The sequence below is a fragment of the Cellulomonas biazotea genome, assembly GCF_004306155.1.
In the GTDB taxonomy this organism is placed as follows: domain Bacteria; phylum Actinomycetota; class Actinomycetes; order Actinomycetales; family Cellulomonadaceae; genus Cellulomonas; species Cellulomonas biazotea.
The window spans coordinates 1-18010 of sequence record NZ_BIMR01000042.1 but is presented as its reverse complement, the minus strand read 5'-3'; the positions used below and the strand labels follow the sequence as shown (position 1 = coordinate 18010).

At 75.2% G+C, this 18010-nt stretch carries 16 protein-coding genes and 1 pseudogene; 7 read left to right on the top strand and 10 right to left on the bottom strand.

Features of this window, described 5'->3' with window-relative positions; translation table 11 throughout:
• From CBZ_RS04250 to CBZ_RS04240, 3 genes are all read left to right on the top strand, one after another.
• Positions 1–1343, top strand: a 1343-nt coding sequence (locus tag CBZ_RS04250; RefSeq protein ID WP_165446641.1) for an outer membrane protein assembly factor BamB family protein, incomplete at its 5' end; no start/stop codon positions are given.
• A 223-nt stretch (positions 1344–1566) separates the two neighbouring features.
• Positions 1567–2694 (top strand): ABC transporter ATP-binding protein, encoded by a 1128-nt coding sequence (locus CBZ_RS04245; protein WP_130780351.1) that lies wholly within the window; start codon positions 1567–1569, stop codon positions 2692–2694.
• Positions 2695–2845: 151 nt separating this feature from the next.
• Positions 2846–4132 (top strand): DUF4032 domain-containing protein, encoded by a 1287-nt coding sequence (locus tag CBZ_RS04240; protein ID WP_130780350.1) that lies wholly within the window; start codon positions 2846–2848, stop codon positions 4130–4132.
• A 90-nt stretch (positions 4133–4222) separates the two neighbouring features.
• Here CBZ_RS04240 and rlmB read toward each other — a convergent pair whose 3' ends face one another.
• The 5 genes from rlmB to CBZ_RS04215 all read right to left on the bottom strand — a co-directional run bounded on the left by rlmB (position 4223) and on the right by CBZ_RS04215 (position 10069).
• Complete coding sequence (gene rlmB, locus CBZ_RS04235) at positions 4223–5224, bottom strand: 23S rRNA (guanosine(2251)-2'-O)-methyltransferase RlmB (RefSeq protein WP_130780349.1); 1002 nt, start codon at positions 5222–5224, stop codon at positions 4223–4225.
• Positions 5225–5297: 73 nt separating this feature from the next.
• Positions 5298–6725 carry a cysteine--tRNA ligase gene (cysS, locus tag CBZ_RS04230; RefSeq protein ID WP_130780348.1) on the bottom strand — a complete coding sequence of 476 codons (1428 nt, stop codon included), beginning with the start codon at positions 6723–6725 and terminating at the stop codon, positions 5298–5300.
• A 112-nt stretch (positions 6726–6837) separates the two neighbouring features.
• Complete coding sequence (locus tag CBZ_RS04225) at positions 6838–8058, bottom strand: alanine racemase (protein WP_130780347.1); 1221 nt, start codon at positions 8056–8058, stop codon at positions 6838–6840.
• Positions 8055–9395 carry an MFS transporter gene (locus CBZ_RS04220; RefSeq protein WP_246013042.1) on the bottom strand — a complete coding sequence of 447 codons (1341 nt, stop codon included), beginning with the start codon at positions 9393–9395 and terminating at the stop codon, positions 8055–8057. The genes CBZ_RS04225 and CBZ_RS04220 overlap by 4 nt, the downstream gene beginning before the upstream one ends.
• Complete coding sequence (locus CBZ_RS04215) at positions 9392–10069, bottom strand: TetR/AcrR family transcriptional regulator (protein WP_130780346.1); 678 nt, start codon at positions 10067–10069, stop codon at positions 9392–9394. The genes CBZ_RS04220 and CBZ_RS04215 overlap by 4 nt, the downstream gene beginning before the upstream one ends.
• Before the next feature lie 159 nt (positions 10070–10228).
• On the opposite strand from CBZ_RS04215, the gene CBZ_RS04210 reads away from it, so the two are divergent.
• Entirely contained in the window at positions 10229–11596 is a 1368-nt protein-coding gene (locus CBZ_RS04210; RefSeq protein WP_130780345.1) for a D-arabinono-1,4-lactone oxidase, read from the top strand.
• Between the two features lie 200 nt (positions 11597–11796).
• Entirely contained in the window at positions 11797–12696 is a 900-nt protein-coding gene (locus tag CBZ_RS04205) for an NADP-dependent oxidoreductase (protein ID WP_246013040.1), read from the top strand.
• A gap of 179 nt (positions 12697–12875) precedes the next feature.
• Here CBZ_RS04205 and CBZ_RS04200 read toward each other — a convergent pair whose 3' ends face one another.
• Together CBZ_RS04200 and CBZ_RS04195 are read right to left on the bottom strand one after the other, a co-directional pair.
• On the bottom strand, positions 12876–13109 hold the full coding sequence (locus tag CBZ_RS04200) for a hypothetical protein (protein ID WP_130780344.1): 234 nt from the start codon (positions 13107–13109) through the stop codon (positions 12876–12878).
• A 68-nt stretch (positions 13110–13177) separates the two neighbouring features.
• Positions 13178–14101, bottom strand: coding sequence for a LysR family transcriptional regulator (locus tag CBZ_RS04195; RefSeq protein WP_130780343.1), 924 nt, complete (start codon positions 14099–14101; stop codon positions 13178–13180).
• 95 nt (positions 14102–14196) lie between these two features.
• Here CBZ_RS04195 and CBZ_RS04190 point away from each other — a divergent pair, with 95 nt between their 5' ends.
• The gene (locus CBZ_RS04190; RefSeq protein WP_444979406.1) at positions 14197–15273 is read left to right on the top strand and encodes an EamA family transporter; all 1077 of its coding nucleotides are present in this window, start codon (positions 14197–14199) and stop codon (positions 15271–15273) included.
• On the opposite strand, the pseudogene CBZ_RS04185 reads toward CBZ_RS04190, so the two are convergent.
• The 3 genes and pseudogenes from CBZ_RS04185 to CBZ_RS04175 all read right to left on the bottom strand — a co-directional run.
• A pseudogene (locus CBZ_RS04185) lies at positions 15195–15578 on the bottom strand (2-C-methyl-D-erythritol 2,4-cyclodiphosphate synthase); the annotation flags it as partial. The gene CBZ_RS04190 and the pseudogene CBZ_RS04185 overlap by 79 nt on opposite strands.
• Before the next feature lie 35 nt (positions 15579–15613).
• Complete coding sequence (gene ispD, locus CBZ_RS04180) at positions 15614–16453, bottom strand: 2-C-methyl-D-erythritol 4-phosphate cytidylyltransferase (RefSeq protein ID WP_130780341.1); 840 nt, start codon at positions 16451–16453, stop codon at positions 15614–15616.
• A 34-nt stretch (positions 16454–16487) separates the two neighbouring features.
• On the bottom strand, positions 16488–16970 hold the full coding sequence (locus CBZ_RS04175) for a CarD family transcriptional regulator (RefSeq protein ID WP_130780340.1): 483 nt from the start codon (positions 16968–16970) through the stop codon (positions 16488–16490).
• A 321-nt stretch (positions 16971–17291) separates the two neighbouring features.
• Between CBZ_RS04175 and CBZ_RS04170 the strand changes: the two genes are divergently transcribed.
• Positions 17292–17879 carry a hypothetical protein gene (locus CBZ_RS04170; RefSeq protein WP_130780339.1) on the top strand — a complete coding sequence of 196 codons (588 nt, stop codon included), beginning with the start codon at positions 17292–17294 and terminating at the stop codon, positions 17877–17879.
• The last annotated feature ends 131 nt before the right edge of the window (positions 17880–18010 follow it).

Sequence of the window (18010 nt, the reverse complement as noted above, 5' to 3'; positions counted from 1 at the left end):
TCGCGGGGCAGACCGCGCTCGACGCCCGCGAGCGGGCCCGCCTCGACGCCCTCGCCGACGTCCGCGGCGTCCTGCGGCCCGTCGGGTCCGACCTGGGCGTGCGGTGGGCGGGCGAGGCCGACGACGCCCGCGTCGTCGAGTCGGGCGCGGCCGTCGCCGGTGCCGTCGTGGGTGTCGCACCGCGGCCCGGCGCACGCGTCGAGGTGCGGGCGCTCGACGAGTCCACGGGCGCGCTGCGCTGGTCGCGCGAGCTGGACCTGCCGACCCCGGCCATGACGCAGGACGCGGGCGACCCGGCCCGCTGGACGGTGTGCACGGTCGTCGCGCCCGGCCCTCCCCCGGTGGTGGCCTGCCTCGCGCAGCAGCCGGGCGGCGACGTCGGACCGCCGCCCGACGTCGCGGTGTGGTTCCTCGACGCGACCGACGGCACGGTGCTGTCCACGCGCCGGCTGCCGGGCAACGCGGCGTTCACGGTGCTCGACGGCCTGTTCGTCGTCGCGCTGCGCGTCGAGGAGCAGGAGGACTCGGCGCGGTGGGTCGTGCGGGCCACCGACCCCGCGACCGCGCGGATCGTCTGGTCGTACACGACGCCCCGCCTGCCGACCCCCGGCCGCGGCGGCTCGGGCGACGCGTGGTCGGGCGCGTACGCGTCGCTCGACGCGCGCGGCGACCGTGTGCTGCTCGCCGTCGGCCGGTCGTCGTGGCTGCTCGACGGCAGCGGTGTGCTCGTGCGCCGCGACCGCCTCGACCCGGCGTGGTGGCCCGAGCTCGCGCGCGGCGGCGTCGTGGTGCACTCGACGTGGTCGCAGGACGGCGAGCCGCAGGCCCGCGTGCTGCTGGAGGACGGCGCCCGGGTCGTCGTCGACGCGGCACCGCTGTGGCTCTCGGTCGACGACGGCACCGCGCCGGACGTCGTGTTCTTCTCCTCGCGCAGCGTCGGGGACGGCGACGTCGTCGCGTCGGTGCAGGCGCGGGACGCCGCGACGGGCGACCTGGTGTGGCGCGTGACGGGCGCCGAGGCCGCCTCCGCGCTGGTGCTCGAGGGCCGCCTCTACCTCGCCGGTCCCGACGGCCTGTTCGCCGTCGACGCGTCGACGGGTCGTGTCCTGTGGACCGTCGACCTGAGCCGCAGCGTCGACGACCTCGCCACGGACGGGCGTGCGCTGCTGGTGCGCGGCCCGGGCCCGGTCGTCGAGGCGTACGCCCCCGACGACGGACGCCGCCTGTGGCGCGCCGACCTCGTGACCGCCGGGCTGGAGCCGGGCACGGACCTGCGGGTCGGGTGGCAGGTGCCGCGGCTCTACGCGCTGCGCACGGACGGCACGGTCGCCGTCCTGGGGTGAGGCCGCAGGCCCACGCGGGTGACCTGCGGGGACGTCACGGGCACCCCACGGGCGTCCCACGGTTGCGTCACACCCGGCGAGACCTTCGTCACGCGTGTGGCATGATGACCCCGGACCGAGGACGGGCCTACGCCCCCCTCGGTCCGTGTCAGCGAAGACACTCTGACACCCTCCACAACGGATCGTCCGGCACGTACCTGCCGGTGAAGGGAATGGATCAGACATGGCTACGGTCACGTTCGACAAGGCCACCCGGGTGTACCCGGGGACGGAGCGCCCCGCCGTGGACGCGCTCGACCTGCACATCGAGGACGGCGAGTTCCTCGTCCTCGTCGGCCCCTCCGGCTGCGGCAAGTCCACCTCGCTCCGCATGCTCGCGGGCCTCGAGGACGTCAACGCGGGCCGCATCCTCATCGGCGACCGGGACGTCACGGACGTCCAGCCGAAGGACCGCGACATCGCGATGGTGTTCCAGAACTACGCGCTGTACCCGCACATGACGGTCGCCGACAACATGGGCTTCGCGCTCAAGATCGCCGGCACCCCGAAGGCGGAGATCCGTCAGCGCGTCGAGGAGGCTGCCAAGATCCTCGACCTCTCCCAGTACCTCGACCGCAAGCCGAAGGCCCTCTCGGGTGGCCAGCGTCAGCGTGTCGCCATGGGCCGCGCCATCGTGCGTCAGCCCCAGGTGTTCCTCATGGACGAGCCGCTGTCGAACCTCGACGCCAAGCTCCGCGTCCAGACCCGTACGCAGATCGCGTCGCTGCAGCGTCGTCTCGGTGTCACCACCGTCTACGTCACGCACGACCAGACCGAGGCCCTGACGATGGGTGACCGCATCGCGGTCCTCAAGGACGGCCTCCTGCAGCAGGTCGGCACGCCGCGCGACATGTACGACACCCCCGCCAACGTGTTCGTCGCCGGCTTCATCGGCTCGCCGGCCATGAACATCGCGACGGTCCCGGTGCTCGAGGGCGCCGCCCAGCTCGGCCGGGCCCGTGTCTCGCTGCCGCGCGACGTGATCGCCAAGTTCACCGAGTCGGACAAGAACCACATCACGCTCGGCTTCCGCCCGGAGTCGCTCGAGGTCGTGCCGCAGGGCACGCCGGACTCGATCCCGGTCATCGTCAACATCGTCGAGGAGCTCGGCTCGGACGCGTTCGTCTACGCCTCGCTCACCAACGAGTTCGGCGGCGCCGAGGCCGTGCACTCCGGTGCCGGCGACGCGCAGGTCATCGTCCGCATCGACCCCCGCACCGTGCCGGACAAGGGCGAGACGATCTGGATCCGCATCCGCGAGGGCCAGCAGCACCTGTTCCACGCGGGCTCGGGCGAGCGCATCTCGCACTGACCCCACCAGCACCGCCGACGGGCGGGTCCGGCTCCGGCCGGGCCCGCCCGTCGGGCTTTCCGCCGTCTTGTGCGTGCCGGACACGAGCGACGGTCACCCTTGTGCGCCTCCGCGGGGGCACGCCGTCGGACCACTCTGAGAGGATCAGGGCATGAGCCCGACGCCGCAGCGCCTGCAGATCACCGCGGCCAACCCGGACCCCGCGCTCCTCGACCTGCCGTGGCAGGTCCCGCTGGAGGACTGGCCGGCCGAGACCCTCGCCGCCCTCCCCCGCGGCATCTCGCGGCACATCGTGCGGTTCGTGCGGCTGTCCGGCCGGGTCATCGCGGTCAAGGAGATCGGCGAGACCGTCGCGTACCGCGAGTACGAGCTGCTGCGTCAGCTCGACCGGATCGACGTGCCGAGCGTCGTGCCCGTCGGCGTCATCACGGGCCGGCGCGACCCCGACGGCGAGCCGCTCGAGGCCGTGCTCATCACCGAGCACCTGCAGTTCTCGCTGCCCTACCGCTCGCTGTTCAGCCAGTCGCTGCGTCCCGACACCGCGACGCGGCTCATCGACGCGCTCGCCGTCCTGCTGGTCCGCCTGCACCTCGCGGGCTTCTACTGGGGCGACGTGTCGCTGTCCAACACCCTGTTCCGCCGCGACGCCGAGACGTTCGCCGCGTACCTCGTCGACGCCGAGACGGGCGACCTGCACGACCGGCTGACCGACGGGCAGCGTGAGTACGACCTGGAGGTCGCGCGCGTCAACATCATCGGCGAGCTCATGGACCTGCAGGCCGGCGAGTACCTGGAGGAGGACGTCGACGCCGTCGCGATCGGCAACGCCCTCGCCGACCGGTACCGCGAGCTGTGGCGCGCCCTCACCGAGACCGAGTCCTTCGGGTACGGCGAGCGGTGGCGCGTGCAGGCGCGCATCGACCGTCTCAACGACCTGGGCTTCGACGTCGGCGAGCTCGACATCACGACCGACGTCGACGGCACGTCCGTGCAGATCCAGCCGAAGGTCGTCGACGCCGGCCACCACTCGCGCCGGCTCATGCGCCTGACCGGCCTGGACGTGCAGGAGAACCAGGCCCGCCGGCTGCTCAACGACCTCGACGAGTACCGGGCCGCGACCGACCGGCAGCGCGAGGACGAGGCGTTCGTCGCGCACGACTGGCTGACCGAGGTGTTCGAGCCCGCCGTGCGCGGCGTCCCGCGGGACCTGCGCCACAAGCTCGAGCCCGCGCAGGTCTTCCACGAGCTCCTCGACCACCGCTGGTACCTGTCGCAGCAGCAGGGCCGCGACGTGCCGATGCCGGAGGTCGTGAAGAGCTACGTGAAGAACATCCTGCCGACCCGCCCCGACGAGGACGCGATCCTCGGCATCCAGTCGGGCGACCTGCGCGACACGGACGTCCTGCCGCGCGTGGAGGACGACCAGCTCCTCGGCTGATCCCCGCCGGCGCGAGATCGGTCCTCCCGACCGAGGTCGGTACCTCCAGGTGCCGATCTCGGTCGGATGTACCGATGTCGGCGTGCGGGGTCAGGACGCGCGGCGGCGGGCGACCTCGTAGAGGGCGATCCCGGCGGCGACGCCGGCGTTGAGCGACTCGACGGCCGAGGCGATCGGGATCGACGCGATCGCGTCGCACTCCGCGCGCACCAGCCGCGACAGGCCCTTGCCCTCGGACCCGACGACGACGACGAGCGGGTCCTCGGCGAACGCGACGTCGGCCACGGAGACGTCGCCGTCGCCGTCGAGCCCGACGACGAACACCCCGGCCTGCTTGTACGCCTGCAGGGTGCGCACGAGGTTCGTCACGCGTGCGACGGGCACCCGGGCGGCCGCACCGGCGGACACCTTCCACGCGGACGCGGTGACGCCCGCGGCACGCCGCTCGGGCACGAGGACGCCGTGCGCCCCGAACGCCCCGGCGGACCGCAGGACGGCGCCCAGGTTGCGCGGGTCGGTCACGCCGTCGAGCGCGACGACGAGCGCCGGGCGCTCGGAGGCCTCGGCCAGGTCGAGCAGGTCCTCCTCGTCGGCGTACGCGTACGGCGGCACCTGGATCGCGACGCCCTGGTGCACGGACCCGTCGGTGAGTCGGTCGAGCTCGGTGCGCGTGACCTCGAGGAGCGGGTAGCGGGCGTCCGCGGCGGTCTGGATGATCTCCCGCGTCCGCTCGTCGGCCTCGAGCCGCGCCGCGATGTAGACCGTCGACACGGGGATCCCCGCGCGCATCGCCTCGACCACGGAGTTGCGGCCCGACACGATCTCGTGGGTCGACGACGTGCGACCGCCGCGGCCGCCCGACGCGCTGCGCGACGTGCCCGCCGACCGCTGCCCCGACCGCGTCCCGGCGACGGCCTTCTTCTCCGCCGCGACCTTGCGCTTGTGCGCGGCGTGGTACGGCCGGTCCTCGGCCTTCGGCGTCGGGCCCTTGCCCTCGAGCGACTTGCGGCCGTGCCCGCCGGTGCCGGTGGTGGCACCCTTCTTCGAGCCCGCCTTGCGGGTCGCGCCGCGGCGCTGGGAGTTGCCGGCCATGGGTACGTCTCCTGGTCTGTGGTGGCGGGACCGGCGTGCGTCCCGCGCGTGCGTGTGTCGACCGCGGTGGCGGTCAGGCCTCCGGTCGCAGGGACCAGCGGGCCCCGGTGGGCGAGTCCTCGACGACGACCCCGGCGGCCGCCAGGCGGTCACGGATCGCGTCGGAGGTGGCGAAGTCCCGGGCGGCACGGGCCTGCGCCCGCGCCTCGATCTGGCCCGCGACGACGGCGTCGAGCGCGCGCGCGTACCGCTGGTCGCCGCCCCGCGTCGCCCACTGCGGGCTGTGCGGGTCGAGACCGAGCACGTCGAGCATCGCGCGCAGCCCGACGAGCTGCGAGCGGACGTCGTCGAGGGCGTCGTCGGCGAGCGCCGTGTTGCCCTGGCGCAGCCAGTCGTGCACGACGGCCATGGCCTTCGGCACGTTGAGGTCGTCGTTCATGGCCTGCTCGAACTCGGGCGGCACGTCGGCCTTCGCGACGATGTCCGCGTCGACCTCGCCGACCCGCTCCGTGGCCCGGTCGACGAACCCGGCGAGCCGGTCCCACGTCGCCTCGGCCTCGCGGAGCGTGTCGTCGGTCCACTCGAGCATCGAGCGGTACTGCACGGTCGTCATGGCGTACCGCAGCACGGCGGGCCGGACCTGCTGCAGCACGACGTCGACCAGCAGCCCGTTGCCGAGCGACTTGCTCATCTTCGCGCCGCCCTGCGTGACCCAGCCGTTGTGCAGCCAGTACTGCGCGAACCCGTAGCCCGCGGCGTGCGACTGCGCCTGCTCGTTCTCGTGGTGCGGGAACCGCAGGTCCAGGCCGCCGCCGTGGATGTCGAACGCGTCGCCCAGGTATCGCTGCGCCATCGCCGAGCACTCGAGGTGCCAGCCGGGGCGGCCACGGCCGAACGGGGTGTCCCACGCGGCCGTCTCGGGCTCGCCGGGCTTCGCGGCCTTCCACAGGGCGAAGTCGCGCGGGTCGCGCTTGGCGACGCCGTCGGCGACCTCGTCGGGCGCGGGGATCATGTCGTCGACGCGCTGGTTGGTCAGCGCGCCGTACTCGGGGAACGAGCGGACGTCGAAGTACACGTCGCCGCCACCGGTCGCGTACGCGTGCCCGCGCTCGACCAGCCGCGACATGAGCTCGACCATCGCCGGCACGTGCCCCGTCGCGCGCGGCTCGTACGTCGGCGGCAGGACGCCCAGCGCGTCGTACGCGGCGGCGAACGCCCGCTCATTGGTCATCGCCCACGCCCACCAGGGCTCGCCCGCGGCGGCGGCCTTCGTGAGGATCTTGTCGTCGATGTCGGTGACGTTGCGCACCAGCGTCACGCGGTGCCCCGTGCGGCGCAGCCAGCGGACGAGCACGTCGAACGCGATCCCCGACCGCACGTGCCCGATGTGCGGGGGCGACTGGACGGTCGCGCCGCACAGGTAGATGCCGACCTCGCCCGCGGTGAGCGGGACGAAGTCGCGCACCGTGCGGGTCGCGGTGTCGAACAGGCGCAGGGTCACGCCCGCAATCGTACGGGCAACGACCTGCGCCTTCCCCGTCGTGGTGCCGCTCCGGTGCCACGCGGGCGCCGCGCCGAGCCCGCCCGTCGACGCCGCGGGCGCCTCGACGGCGTCAGCCGAACGTGCGGCCCTCGCCCCGGTAGGTCGGCACCGACTCCTCGACACGGTCGCCGCGCACCAGGTGCACGGTGTCGAACCGCTCCATGACCTCGCCGGCCTTCGCGTGCCGGAACCAGACCCGGTCGCCGACCCGCAGGTCCGCCCCCGAGGACAGCCGCAGCGGTGTCTGCACCTCGCCTGCGCCCTCGCGCCCGGACAGCGCGAGCCCGGCGGGCCACACGGGCCGCGGCAGGCGTGTCTTCACTGCCGGTCCGGAGGCGACGTAGCCGCCGCCGAACACGGTCGCCCAGCCGGGGCCGGGCACGCGGACGACGTCGAGCCCGAAGAACGCGGCGGGCCGGGGCGCGAACGAGCGGTACCCGTCGAACAGGGTCGGCACGAAGAGCCCGGAGCCGGCGGTCACCTCGGTGACCGTGCCGTCGGCCGCGCTGGACTCGACCGAGCCCGACCCGCCGGAGTTCACGAGGTCGAGCGGGTGCCCGACGGCGTCCTGCACGGCCTCGACGACCGCCGCGCGCCGCACCGCGAGGTCGGCCACGGACAGCTTCTTGACGGCCCGGACGGCCGGGCTGGTGTCGGGCAGGCCCGCGACCTGCGCCTCGTAGAACATGACGCCGCGCACGACGAGCGGCCCGCGGGCCTCGACGGCGGCGGCGAGCACGGCGGCGTCGGCGGCGCTGTGCACGGGCGAGCGCCGGACGCCGAGGTGCGCGGACAGCGGCCCGAGGCGCAGGCGCAGCGACGCGTCGACGTCGAGGCACACCCGCAGCGTCGTGCGGTGCCGGGTCGCGGCCGCGGCGGCGAGGTCGGCCTGCGCGACGTCGTCGACCATGAGCGTCACGGCCGCGGCGGCGCGACCGTCGGCGGCGAGCGCGTCCAGGGCCGTCGTGTCGACGCTGGGGTAGCCGAGCAGGACGTCGTCGACGCCCTGCTCCGCGAGCCACACGGCCTCGCGCACCGAGTACGCCATGACGCCCGCGAACCCGGGCCGGGCGAGCACGTCGTGCAGCACGTGCCGGACGCGGACCGACTTGGACGCGATGCGGACGGGCGTGCCGCCCGCACGCCGGGCGAGGTCGGCGGCGTTGGCCTCGAGGGCGTCGAGGTCCACGACCGCGAGGGGCGCGGGCAGGCCGCGCGTCGCGTCGTCGAGGCGTGCGCCGAGCGTGCGCGTGCGCGCGCCGGCGGTCCGGTCGTCGAGGGTGCTCGTCACGCGGAGGTCCCGTCGGTCGGGCGGCCCGGTCCGATGGGCGTGGCCGCGTGGTGGGCGGTCGGCACCGCGCCTGCGGGAGCGCCGGACGTCGCCGGGTCGATCGGCAGGCCGCTCGCGGGACCGCTCGTCGTGCCGCTCACCGAGGCCGTCGGGCGACGGCCGAACCGCGGGGCGACGATCGCGACGGCGACGACCAGCAGGACCGGCACGACGAAGCCCGCGCGCAGCGTCGAGCCCGAGCCGATGGCCCCGACCAGGACGCCGCCGAGCACGGCGCCGACGTAGTTGAAGATGTTGAGCCGTGCGACGACCGCGTCCGCGTGCCCGGGCGCGAGCGACTCGGCCGCGGAGAAGCACAGCGGCGCGAGGACACCGAGACCCGCACCGGCGACCGCGAAGCCCAGCAGCGCGACCGGCGTCCCGGGCGCGACGACGACGAGCGCGAGCCCGACCGCGCCGATGACGGCCGACACCCGCACGACCACGCCGCGGCCGTGCCGGCGGACCAGCGGGTCACCGGCGATGCGGGACAGGAGCGTCGTGCCGAGGTACGCGGCGTAGCCGAGCGGCGCGATGCTCGCGGCGGCGTCGAGGACGTCGCCGAGGTAGATCGTCGACCACGTGGAGACCGCGGTGTCGGCGACGTAGTACGCGACCACGCCCAGCCCGAGCAGCAGCACCGGCCCCCACGGCACGCGCCCGGCGGGCTCGGCGGTGACGGTCCCGGTGACGTCCGCCGCCCGCCACCCACCGGTCGAGACGACGACCGCAGCCGCGGCGGCGACGAGGATGCCCGCCCACAGGACGACGGCCGCGGGGTCGGTCGGCGCGCGTCCGGCGGTGACCGCGACGAGCACGGCCCCGACGATGCCGCCGACGGACCACGACGCGTAGAACGTCGTGAGCAGCGAGCGCCCGTAGGCCCGCTGGACGGACACCGCCTGCATGTTGGTGCCCGCGTCGACGAGCCCGAGGCCGAGGCCGTAGACGGCGAAGCCCGCGACCAGCACCCCGAACGTCGGGGCGACCGAGATGGACGCGACGGCCGCGACGAGGACCAGGAGCCCCGCGGAGAGCGCACCCCGGCTGCCGGGCGCGCCGCGAGCGATCCGGTCGGCGGCGAGGGTGCCCAGCGCGGCGAGCAGGCACACCCCGAGGACGACGAGCGTGATCTGCCCGTCGTCGACGCCGTAGCGCGACTTGAACTGCTCGAGGCTCGTGAGGAGCAGCGCGTAGACGAACCCCTGCGCCGCGAACCCCGCGGACGTCGCGACGCGGGCACGCCGCATCACGGCGGTGACCGACGGGCGCCCGGGGACGGTGGTGCCGCCGGTCACGCGGACGGCTGCTCGCCGACGTGCGCCGGCTCCTCGGGGCGCACGCTGCCGTGGATCTCGATCGCCTCGGGGGCCAGCTCGACGGGGACGGCCAGCGCGGCCAGGTACCGCGCGAAGCCCTGCAGCCCGCGACGGGCGGACTCGGTGTCGCCGTCGACGAGCCACGCGAGCGAGAAGCCGTCGATGACGGCGACGACGGCACGCGCGACGTGCGCGCGCGGGACCGTCCAGCCGACGTGGGCGGTCTTCTCGACGAGCTCGAGGACCTGCTCGGCCGCCGACCACTGGCCGCGGTACTGCTCGATCGCGACCTGGTTGAGCTCGGCGTGCCGCAGCGACGAGGTCGTGAGCTCGTACGACAGCAGCTGTGGCCCGCGCGCGGACGCGATCGAGTCCCACAGCCCGTCGATGACCGCGACGATGACCGACTCGAGGTCGATGTCCTCGGGGAGCTCGTCGAGGCTGCCGGGCGAGTTCTGCCGGGTGATGGCGTGCGCCATCGCCCGCAGGAGCTCGTCCTTGTCCTGGGAGCAGTAGTGCACGACGCCGAGCGAGACACCGGCCTCGGCGGCGATGGCTCGGACGGTGGCGGCATCGATGCCGTCGCGGCTGGCGACGGCGAGCGCAGCCTCGATCAGCTGCTCGCGCCTCTCGGCGACGGGCAAGCGGTTCATCCCGGGTCCCCTCCCTCGTGCGACGCGTCTCACCGGCCCGACCGCCGGTCACACGAGCTGCGTCGCTTCCCCACAGCACATCTCAATGTCGATCGTGACGATAGTCAAGGACTGTGCACACTTGACTTGGACAACCGCCCAGGAGGACCGTGGAGCACGATGGGACGACAGTCGGCCTCGACGCCCTGGCAGAACTGGGCACGCACCGCGCACGCGACTCCGCGCAGCGTGGCGCACCCCCGTGACCTGGGCGAACTCGTCGCGACGGTGCGCGGGGCGACCCGCGCGGGCCTGCGGGTGCGCGCGGTCGGCGGCGGTCACAGTTTCACCCCCGCCGCGGTCACCGACGGCGTCCACCTGGTCCTCGACTCGCTCGACGCGCTCGAGCGTGTCGAGCCCCGGCCGGACGGCACGACGCACGTCACCGTCGGCGCGGGCATCCGTCTGCGCGCCCTCAACGCGCTCCTCGCCGAGCAGGGGCTCGCGATGCGGAACCTCGGCGACATCGACAAGCAGTCGATCGCCGGCGCCGTCTCGACGGGCACGCACGGCACCGGGTCCCGCCTCGGCGGGCTCGCGACGCAGGTCGTCGGGGCGCGCGTCGTGCTCGCCGACGGCGAGGTCGTCGAGACCTCCCCCACGCAGCGGCCCGAGCTCTTCGAGGTCGCGCGCCTCGGCCTCGGCAGCGTCGGCGTCCTCGCGGCGCTCACGCTCGAGGTCGTCCCCGCGTTCCGCCTGGAGGCGCGCGAGGAGCCGTGGCCGCTCGACGCCGTGCTCGAGCGCCTGCACGGCCCCGACGGGCTCGTCGACGGCAACGACCACTTCGAGTTCTACTGGTTCCCGCACACGCGGCGCGCGCTGACCAAGCGCAACAACCGGGTCGCGGACGACGACGTGCGTCCCCTCAACCCCGTCCGGTCGTGGATCGACGACGAGCTGCTCTCGAACGCCGTCTTCGCCCTGACCAACCGGATCGCGACGCTCGTGCCGCCCGCCACCGCGGGGATCAACGCCGTGAGCTCGCGCGCGCTCAGCGCCCGCCGGTACACCGCCCCGTCTGCGGAGGTGTTCGTCTCCCCGCGGCGCGTGCGCTTCCGCGAGATGGAGTACGCCGTCCCCCGCGAGCACATCGTCGACGTCCTCGCCGAGGTCGACGCGTGGATCGAGTCGTCCGGGGAGCGCCTGCCGTTCCCCGTCGAGGTCCGCTTCGCCGCGGCCGACGACCTGTGGCTGTCGACCGCGCACGGCCGCGCGACGGCCTACCTGGCCGTGCACCAGTACGTGCAGCTCCCGTACACGCGCTACTTCTCGGCGGTCGAGCGGATCGTCGCGCAGGTCGGCGGGCGCCCGCACTGGGGCAAGCTGCACTGGCTCGGCGCGGAGGAGCTCGCGGGCGTCTACCCGCGGTTCGGCGACGCGCAGCGGGTGCGGGCCGCGGCCGACCCGACGGGCGTGTTCACGAACGCGTACCTCGACCACGTCCTCGGCCGGGTGCCGCAGGACGAGCAGGCGCCGCGCGCCGCCTGACCCCGACGACCCGCAGGGCGCGGACGTCCGCTGACCTGTCGCGCACGCCGGTCGCCGCCCCGCGCGACTTGTCACCCGCTCGGGTGAAGGCGTCCATGCGCACGCATCGACCCTGGCGGCGAACGGGTGACCGGTGCAGGCTGTGCCGGGTGAGTCTCACGAGCAGGGCCGTGGTCGCGTCGGGTTTCGGTGGACCGGAGGTGCTCCGCACCGTCCCGACCTCACCCGGGGACCCGGGGCCGGGGAACGTGCTCCTCGAGGTCCGGGCCGCGGCCGTCAACCCCATCGACTGGAAGATGTACGCCGCCGGGCCGGGCAACGACCCGTCCCGCCTGCCGCTGCGGCTCGGGCTGGAGGTCGCGGGCGTCGTCACCGCCGTCGGCCCGTCGGTCCGCTGGCTCTCGCCCGGCGACGAGGTCATCGCGTGGCGCGTGCAGGGCGGCTACGCGAGCCACCTCGAGGTGTCCGAGCAGGTCACGTGCCGCCGCCCCCGCACGCTCGACTGGCCGGCGGCGTCGGGCCTCCTGCTGGCCGGCACCACCGCGGTGCACACCCTGGCGGCGACGGGCACGCACGACGGCGACGTCGTCCTCGTGCACGGCGGCTCGGGCGGCGTCGGGCGGATGGCCGTCCAGCTCGCCGTGCTGCGCGGCGCCCGGGTCATCGCGACCGGCTCCCCCGACGTCCACGAGGACCTCCAGGCGCTCGGGGCGGTCCCCGTCGCGCACGGCCCGGGGCTGCTGGAGCGCGTCCGCGAGGCCGAGCGCACCACGGGGCCGGTGACGGTCGCGGTCGACACCGTCGGCAGCGACGAGGCCCTCGACGTGTCGGTCGCGGTCGTCGCGGACCGGCTGCGGGTCGCGACGATCGCCGGGTTCGGCCGTGCGGCGAGCCTCGGCATCCGCGCGCTCGGCGGCGGACCGGGCGCCGACCCGGGGACGGCCGTGCGGGACGCGGCGCGCGCGCAGCTCGCGGAGCTCGCCGCGGACGGGTCGCTCGACGTGCGGGTGGCCCGGACGTTCCCGCTCGACGACGCCGCACAGGCGCACCGCGTGAGCCAGGAGGGCCACGCGCGCGGCAAGCTCGTGCTGCTGCCCTGACCACGGTCAGGCGTCGAGGTCGCCGTGCCGCGGGAGGTGGGCGTCGCGCCCGCGTTCCCCGGTCTGCTCACGCGCGCGTGCGCGGACGTCGCGGCCACGTCTCGCGGGCGGACGTCGCGGCCGCGTCTCGCGCACCAACCTCGTCGCTCACGACGCGTCGCGCGGACCGGCCTCGTCGCTCAGAACGTGACGGGCGGCGGGGCGTCGTCGGCGAGCGTCGGACGGCGCGCGTCGTCGAGCCCGCAGAGCCCTTCCTCGGCCGCGGCGAGGACCTCGGCCGGCACCCGCACCCGCAGGCGGACGCGGTTCCCGGGCTGCCGGACGGGCAGGGGTGACGTCGGGGCGGAGCTCGCACGGGGGAGCGCTCCCACGCCCTCGGGCGTGGGCGCCTGGGGCTGGGACCACTGCGTCACGATCCGGGACGGTAGCAGCGGTCGGACGCCGCGCGCGACCCTCGCGGGGGTGATCCCGACGGCCCTGGTCACCTGACCTGCGCGGACACTCCGCCGATCTCCTCGCCGAGCGCACGCAGCTCTGCCAGCACCCGACGCACGACGAGCCGCTCGGCCCGGTCGGCCCGCAGCAGCGCGTCGATCCGCCTGCCCGCGCGGACGTCGGCGAGCGGCACGAGGCGCACCCGGGGGTCCCGCTCGAACGTGTAGCGGGGCAGCAGCGCGACGCCGTGCCCGGCGCCGACGAGCGAGGCGGCGACGTGGAAGTCGTTGATGCGGTGCACCACGCGCGGCGCGTCGCCGGACCGCCGGGCCACCGCCGCGAGGACGGTCGCGACCGGGAACCCCTCGCGCACCGCGACCCAGTCGACGCCCGCGAGCTCGTCGGGCCGCACCTGGTCCCGGTCGGCGAAGGGGTGGTCGTGCGGCACGGCGACGTCGAGCGGCTCACGCAGGAGCGGGACGACCACGACCCCGGCGTCCGGCCCGGCCCACGGGCGGCCTGCGTCGGGGCGGTGCGCGACGACGACGTCCATCCGGTCGGTGAGCCCGACGAAGTCGTCCTGCGCGACGTCCTCGTCGGCGCACTCCACGACGACGCCGTCGAGCGCCGCGACGCGCGTGAGCAGCGCGGGCAGCAGCAGCTGGGCGCCGCTCTGGAACGCGCTCACGCGGACGACCCCCTCGGGCCGGTCGAGGTAGGCGTCGACCGCGGCACGGGCGCGTTCGAGGGCGACCGCGACGTCGACCGCGGCGTCGGCGAGGGCCACGCCCGCGGCGGTGAGCCGCAGCCCTCGGCCGACCCGTTCGGTCAGCGGCACGCCCGCGTCCCGCTGCAGCGCGGCGACGTGCTGCGAGACGGCCGACGGCGTGAGGTGCAGGGCCGCCGCGGCCGCCGTCACACCGCCCTGGGTGTGCACGGCGCGCAGGATCTGCAGCGAGCGGGCGTCCATGCCGCCGACGCTATGCGATCGTTCAGTCCTGCTGCAGGGTCACCTCACGACAACTCGATGGTGCTGAAGGGTGGCCCGGCCCGATGCTGGGTCCCATGCCCGCCCGCGACCGTGCCCTCGCCGTCCTCGTGGCCGTCGTCTGGGGCCTGAACTTCCCGGCGATCCACCTCTCCCTGCAGCAGTTCCCGCCGCTGTTCCTCGTCGCGCTGCGGTTCACGCTCCTCGCCGTCCCGACGCTGCTGCTCGTCCCTCGGCCCAGCGCACCCTGGCGCTGGGTGCTCGCCTACGGCGCCGGGTTCGGCGTGCTGCAGTTCGTGTTCCTCTACGTCGCGATGGACTCCGGGATGCCCACCGGGCTCGCGTCGCTCGTCCTGCAGTCGTCCGCCCCGTTCACCGTCGTGCTCGCCGCGGCGCTGCTCCGGGAGCGCGTGAGCGCCCGGCAGGCCGCCGGCGTCGGCGTCGCCGCCCTGGGCCTCGGCGGCATCGCGCTGCACCGCGCGGGCCTCGGGGGCGGTGCCACCCTGCTGCCCGTCGTCCTCACCCTGTGCGGCGGGCTCGGCTGGGCGCTCGGCAACCTCGGCAACCGGCAGGCGATGCGCGCCGCGCCCGGCGAGCCGTTCCGGCTGCTGCTCTGGATGTCCGTCGTCCCGCCGCTGCCGATGCTCGCCGCGTCGCTCGTCGTCGAGGGCCCGGACCGCATCACGGCGTCGTTCGGCGACCTGACCAGCCGGCAGGGGCTGCTCGCGGTCGCCGGGCTCGCGTTCACCGTGCTCGTCGCGACCCTGCTCGGCGGCGGGATCTGGACGACCCTCATGGGACGCCACCCGTCCAGCACCGTCGCCCCGTTCTCGATGCTCGTGCCCGTCGTGGGGATCGCGTCGTCGTGGCTGCTGCTGCGCGAGCGGACCGCGACCGCCGAGCTCGTCTGGGGCGCCGTCGTCGTCGCCGGCGTGCTGCTCGGCAGCACCCGCGCCGTGCCCTCGTGGTGGCCCCGACGCCGCGCCCGCGGCACCAGGGGTCAGGCCGGGACGGCGACCACCAGCGCGGTCGCGACGGCGGCGACGCCCTCGCCCCGGCCCGTCAGCCCGAGCCCGTCCGTCGTCGTCGCGGACACCGACACCGGGGCACCCGCGGCCGCCGACAGCGCGGCCTCCGCCTCGGCCCGCCGCTGACCGATCTTCGGCCGGTTGCCGATGACCTGGACCGCGACGTTCCCCACCTCGAAGCCCGCTGCCCGGACGCGTCGGGCCGCCTCGGCGAGCAGTGCCGTGCCCGCGGCGCCCTTCCACCGTGGCTCCGACGTGCCGAAGTTCGACCCGAGGTCCCCGAGGCCGGACGCGGACAGCAGCGCGTCCGCGGCCGCGTGGGCCGCCACGTCGGCGTCCGAGTGGCCCGCGAGCGGACGCTCCCCCGGCCAGGCGAGCCCCGCGAGGTGCAGGACCGCGTCGGGCGCGGGGTCGGGGTCGTAGGCGTGCACGTCGACGCCGACGCCCGTACGCGGCAGGGCGGTGGTCACAGGGCCTCCTCGGCGGCATGCGCGGACAGGTGCGGGGGCAGGGCCGGGGTCGGGGGGCCAGACGTCGTCGGCGCGTCCCGCAGCAGCAGCTCCGCGACGGCCAGGTCCCGTGCCGTGGTGATCTTGGCGGCGTCCTCGTGCCCCTCGACGACCCACACGGGCTCGCCCAGCAGCTCGACGAGGCCCGCGTCGTCGGACGCCGCGAGCGCCTCGTCGTGCGCGACGTGGGCCCCGTGCGCGTGCGCGCGCAGCAGGACGTCGAGCCGGAACCCCTGCGGCGTCTGCACGGCGCGCAGGTCGCCGCGCGGCACGGTCCGGACGACGGGCCACACCAGGGGACCGGCGTCCGTGGACCCGACGGAGCTCCCGGCCGGGCGCGTCGGGTCGCCCACCTGCTTGACGGTGTCCGTCACGGGCACGCCCGGGACGACCGCGCCGTGGCCGGCGCGCACCGCCTCGACGACGCGCGCCACGAGGGCGGGCGGCACGAGGGGTCGGGCGGCGTCGTGCACGAGGACGACGTCGACGTCGGGGCAGCGAGCGGCGAGGGCGTCGAGCGCGGCGGCGACGGACGCCTGCCGGGTCGCGCCCCCGGGGACGACGACGACGTCGCCACCGAGGTGCCCCAGGAGGGTACGGACGGTGTCGACGTCGTCGGGTGGTGCGGTGACGACGAGCGTGGTGACACGCTCGCCGTCGGACGTACGGGCCTCGAGCAGCCGACGGGCGGCGTGCCGGAGCAACGGCTCCCCGCCGAGCGGCACGAGGGCCTTGGGCAGGGTGTGCCCGAGCCTCGACCCGCTGCCGGCGGCGGTCAGGACGGCGGCGACGCTCACCGGGGTGCGCGAACGGGACGGGAGGCGGCGGGCGTCAGGACGCGAGGACCTCGTCGAGGATCGCCTCGGCCTTGTCCTCCTCGGTGTGCTCGGCGAGTGCGAGCTCCGAGACGAGGATCTGACGGGCCTTGGCGAGCATGCGCTTCTCCCCCGCGGACAGGCCGCGGTCGGCGTCACGGCGGGACAGGTCCCGCACGACCTCGGCGACCTTGATGACGTCGCCCGACGCAAGCTTCTCGAGGTTGGCCTTGTAGCGGCGCGACCAGTTGGTCGGCTCCTCCGTGTACGGGGCGCGGAGCACCTCGAAGACCCGGTCGAGCCCTTCCTGGCCGACGACGTCACGCACACCGACGAGGTCGACGTTCTCCGCCGGTACCTCGATGGTCAGGTCCCCCTGTGCGACCTTGAGCTTGAGGTAGATCTTGTCCTCTCCGCGGATGGTCCTGGTCTTGATCTCTTCGATCAACGCTGCACCGTGGTGCGGGTAGACAACGGTCTCCCCAACAGTGAAAGTCATCTGCAGGCGTCCCCTTTCGCAGAGGTGTATCTTATCACGCCCGATTTGGCAGCCGGACGGCGCGAGACGTGCATCACCGCAGGTCAGCGCGGTGCTCGCCGCGAGGCCCGCCGGACGAGGCCCCCGGAGGGCGGGACGTCGGTCCCCTGTCCAGGTCGGACGCCCGGGTAGATTCCGCCCGGGCAGGCCGCGCGCGCACGTCGCACGGCCCGGACTCTTCGACGGCTAGGCTGACCGTGCGGTCGTCCTCGTTCCCCGAGGCGGCCGTCGACCTGACCGGATCCCCCCGCACAGGGGCACCCGACGCCCCGAGGAGTCACCGTGACCTCGCCCCGCCTCCGCACCCCCCGACTTCTCGTGCTCGCCGGCGTCGTCGCCGCCGGGCTCGTGCTGGCGGGCTGCTCGGCCACCAACCCCATCACGACCGAGGACGAGTACGCCGCGTCCGACGGCGTGCTGGTCACGCTCGGCGACGTGCGCGGCAGCAACCTGCTGGTGCTGACGGCCGGGGAGGGCGAGCCCGCCGTCCTGCACGGCGCGCTGACGAACGACGGCGCCGAGGAGGAGACGGTCACGCTCACGCTCGACGGCGCCGAGCCGACGGTCGTGCCCGTGCCCGCGGGCGCCACGGTGCTGCTCGACGGCTCCGACGAGGACGGCCACGCCGACGTCAGCGTCGCCGCGATCTCCGTCCCCGCGGGCGCCCTGGCGCCGCTCACGGTCGCGACCGGCCGGTCCGGCTCGGTCAACCTCGACGTCCCGGTCCTCGACGGCACGCTGCCCGAGTACGCGGGCTCGATCCCGACGGCCTCCGCGACGCCCACGCCCGAGCCGGCCGCGGAGCCCGCCGCCGAGCCGACCGCGTCGGCCGAGCCCACCCCCGCGCCGTCGGAGTCCGCCGAGGACTGACCGACCCGAGCACCACCGCGCGGGGCGGGCCGCACGACGCCCCGCGCACCGCAGGCAGCACGAAGGCCCGGCCACCACGGCCGGGCCTTCGTCGTCCCACGGTCCCCCCGCGGTCCAGCCCGCGGCCCTCC

Excerpts from the sequence above, each read along its gene's own strand:
- CBZ_RS04245 (WP_130780351.1), top strand. The coding sequence starts at position 1,567 with ATGGCTACGGTCACGTTCGACAAGGCCACCCGGGTGTACCCGGGGACG.
- CBZ_RS04240 (WP_130780350.1), top strand. The coding sequence starts at position 2,846 with ATGAGCCCGACGCCGCAGCGCCTGCAGATCACCGCGGCCAACCCGGAC.
- rlmB (WP_130780349.1), bottom strand. The coding sequence starts at position 5,224 with ATGGCCGGCAACTCCCAGCGCCGCGGCGCGACCCGCAAGGCGGGCTCG.
- CBZ_RS04215 (WP_130780346.1), bottom strand. The coding sequence starts at position 10,069 with ATGAACCGCTTGCCCGTCGCCGAGAGGCGCGAGCAGCTGATCGAGGCT.
- CBZ_RS04210 (WP_130780345.1), top strand. The coding sequence starts at position 10,229 with ATGGGACGACAGTCGGCCTCGACGCCCTGGCAGAACTGGGCACGCACC.
- CBZ_RS04195 (WP_130780343.1), bottom strand. The coding sequence starts at position 14,101 with ATGGACGCCCGCTCGCTGCAGATCCTGCGCGCCGTGCACACCCAGGGC.
- CBZ_RS04190 (WP_444979406.1), top strand. The coding sequence starts at position 14,197 with ATGCCCGCCCGCGACCGTGCCCTCGCCGTCCTCGTGGCCGTCGTCTGG.
- CBZ_RS04175 (WP_130780340.1), bottom strand. The coding sequence starts at position 16,970 with ATGACTTTCACTGTTGGGGAGACCGTTGTCTACCCGCACCACGGTGCA.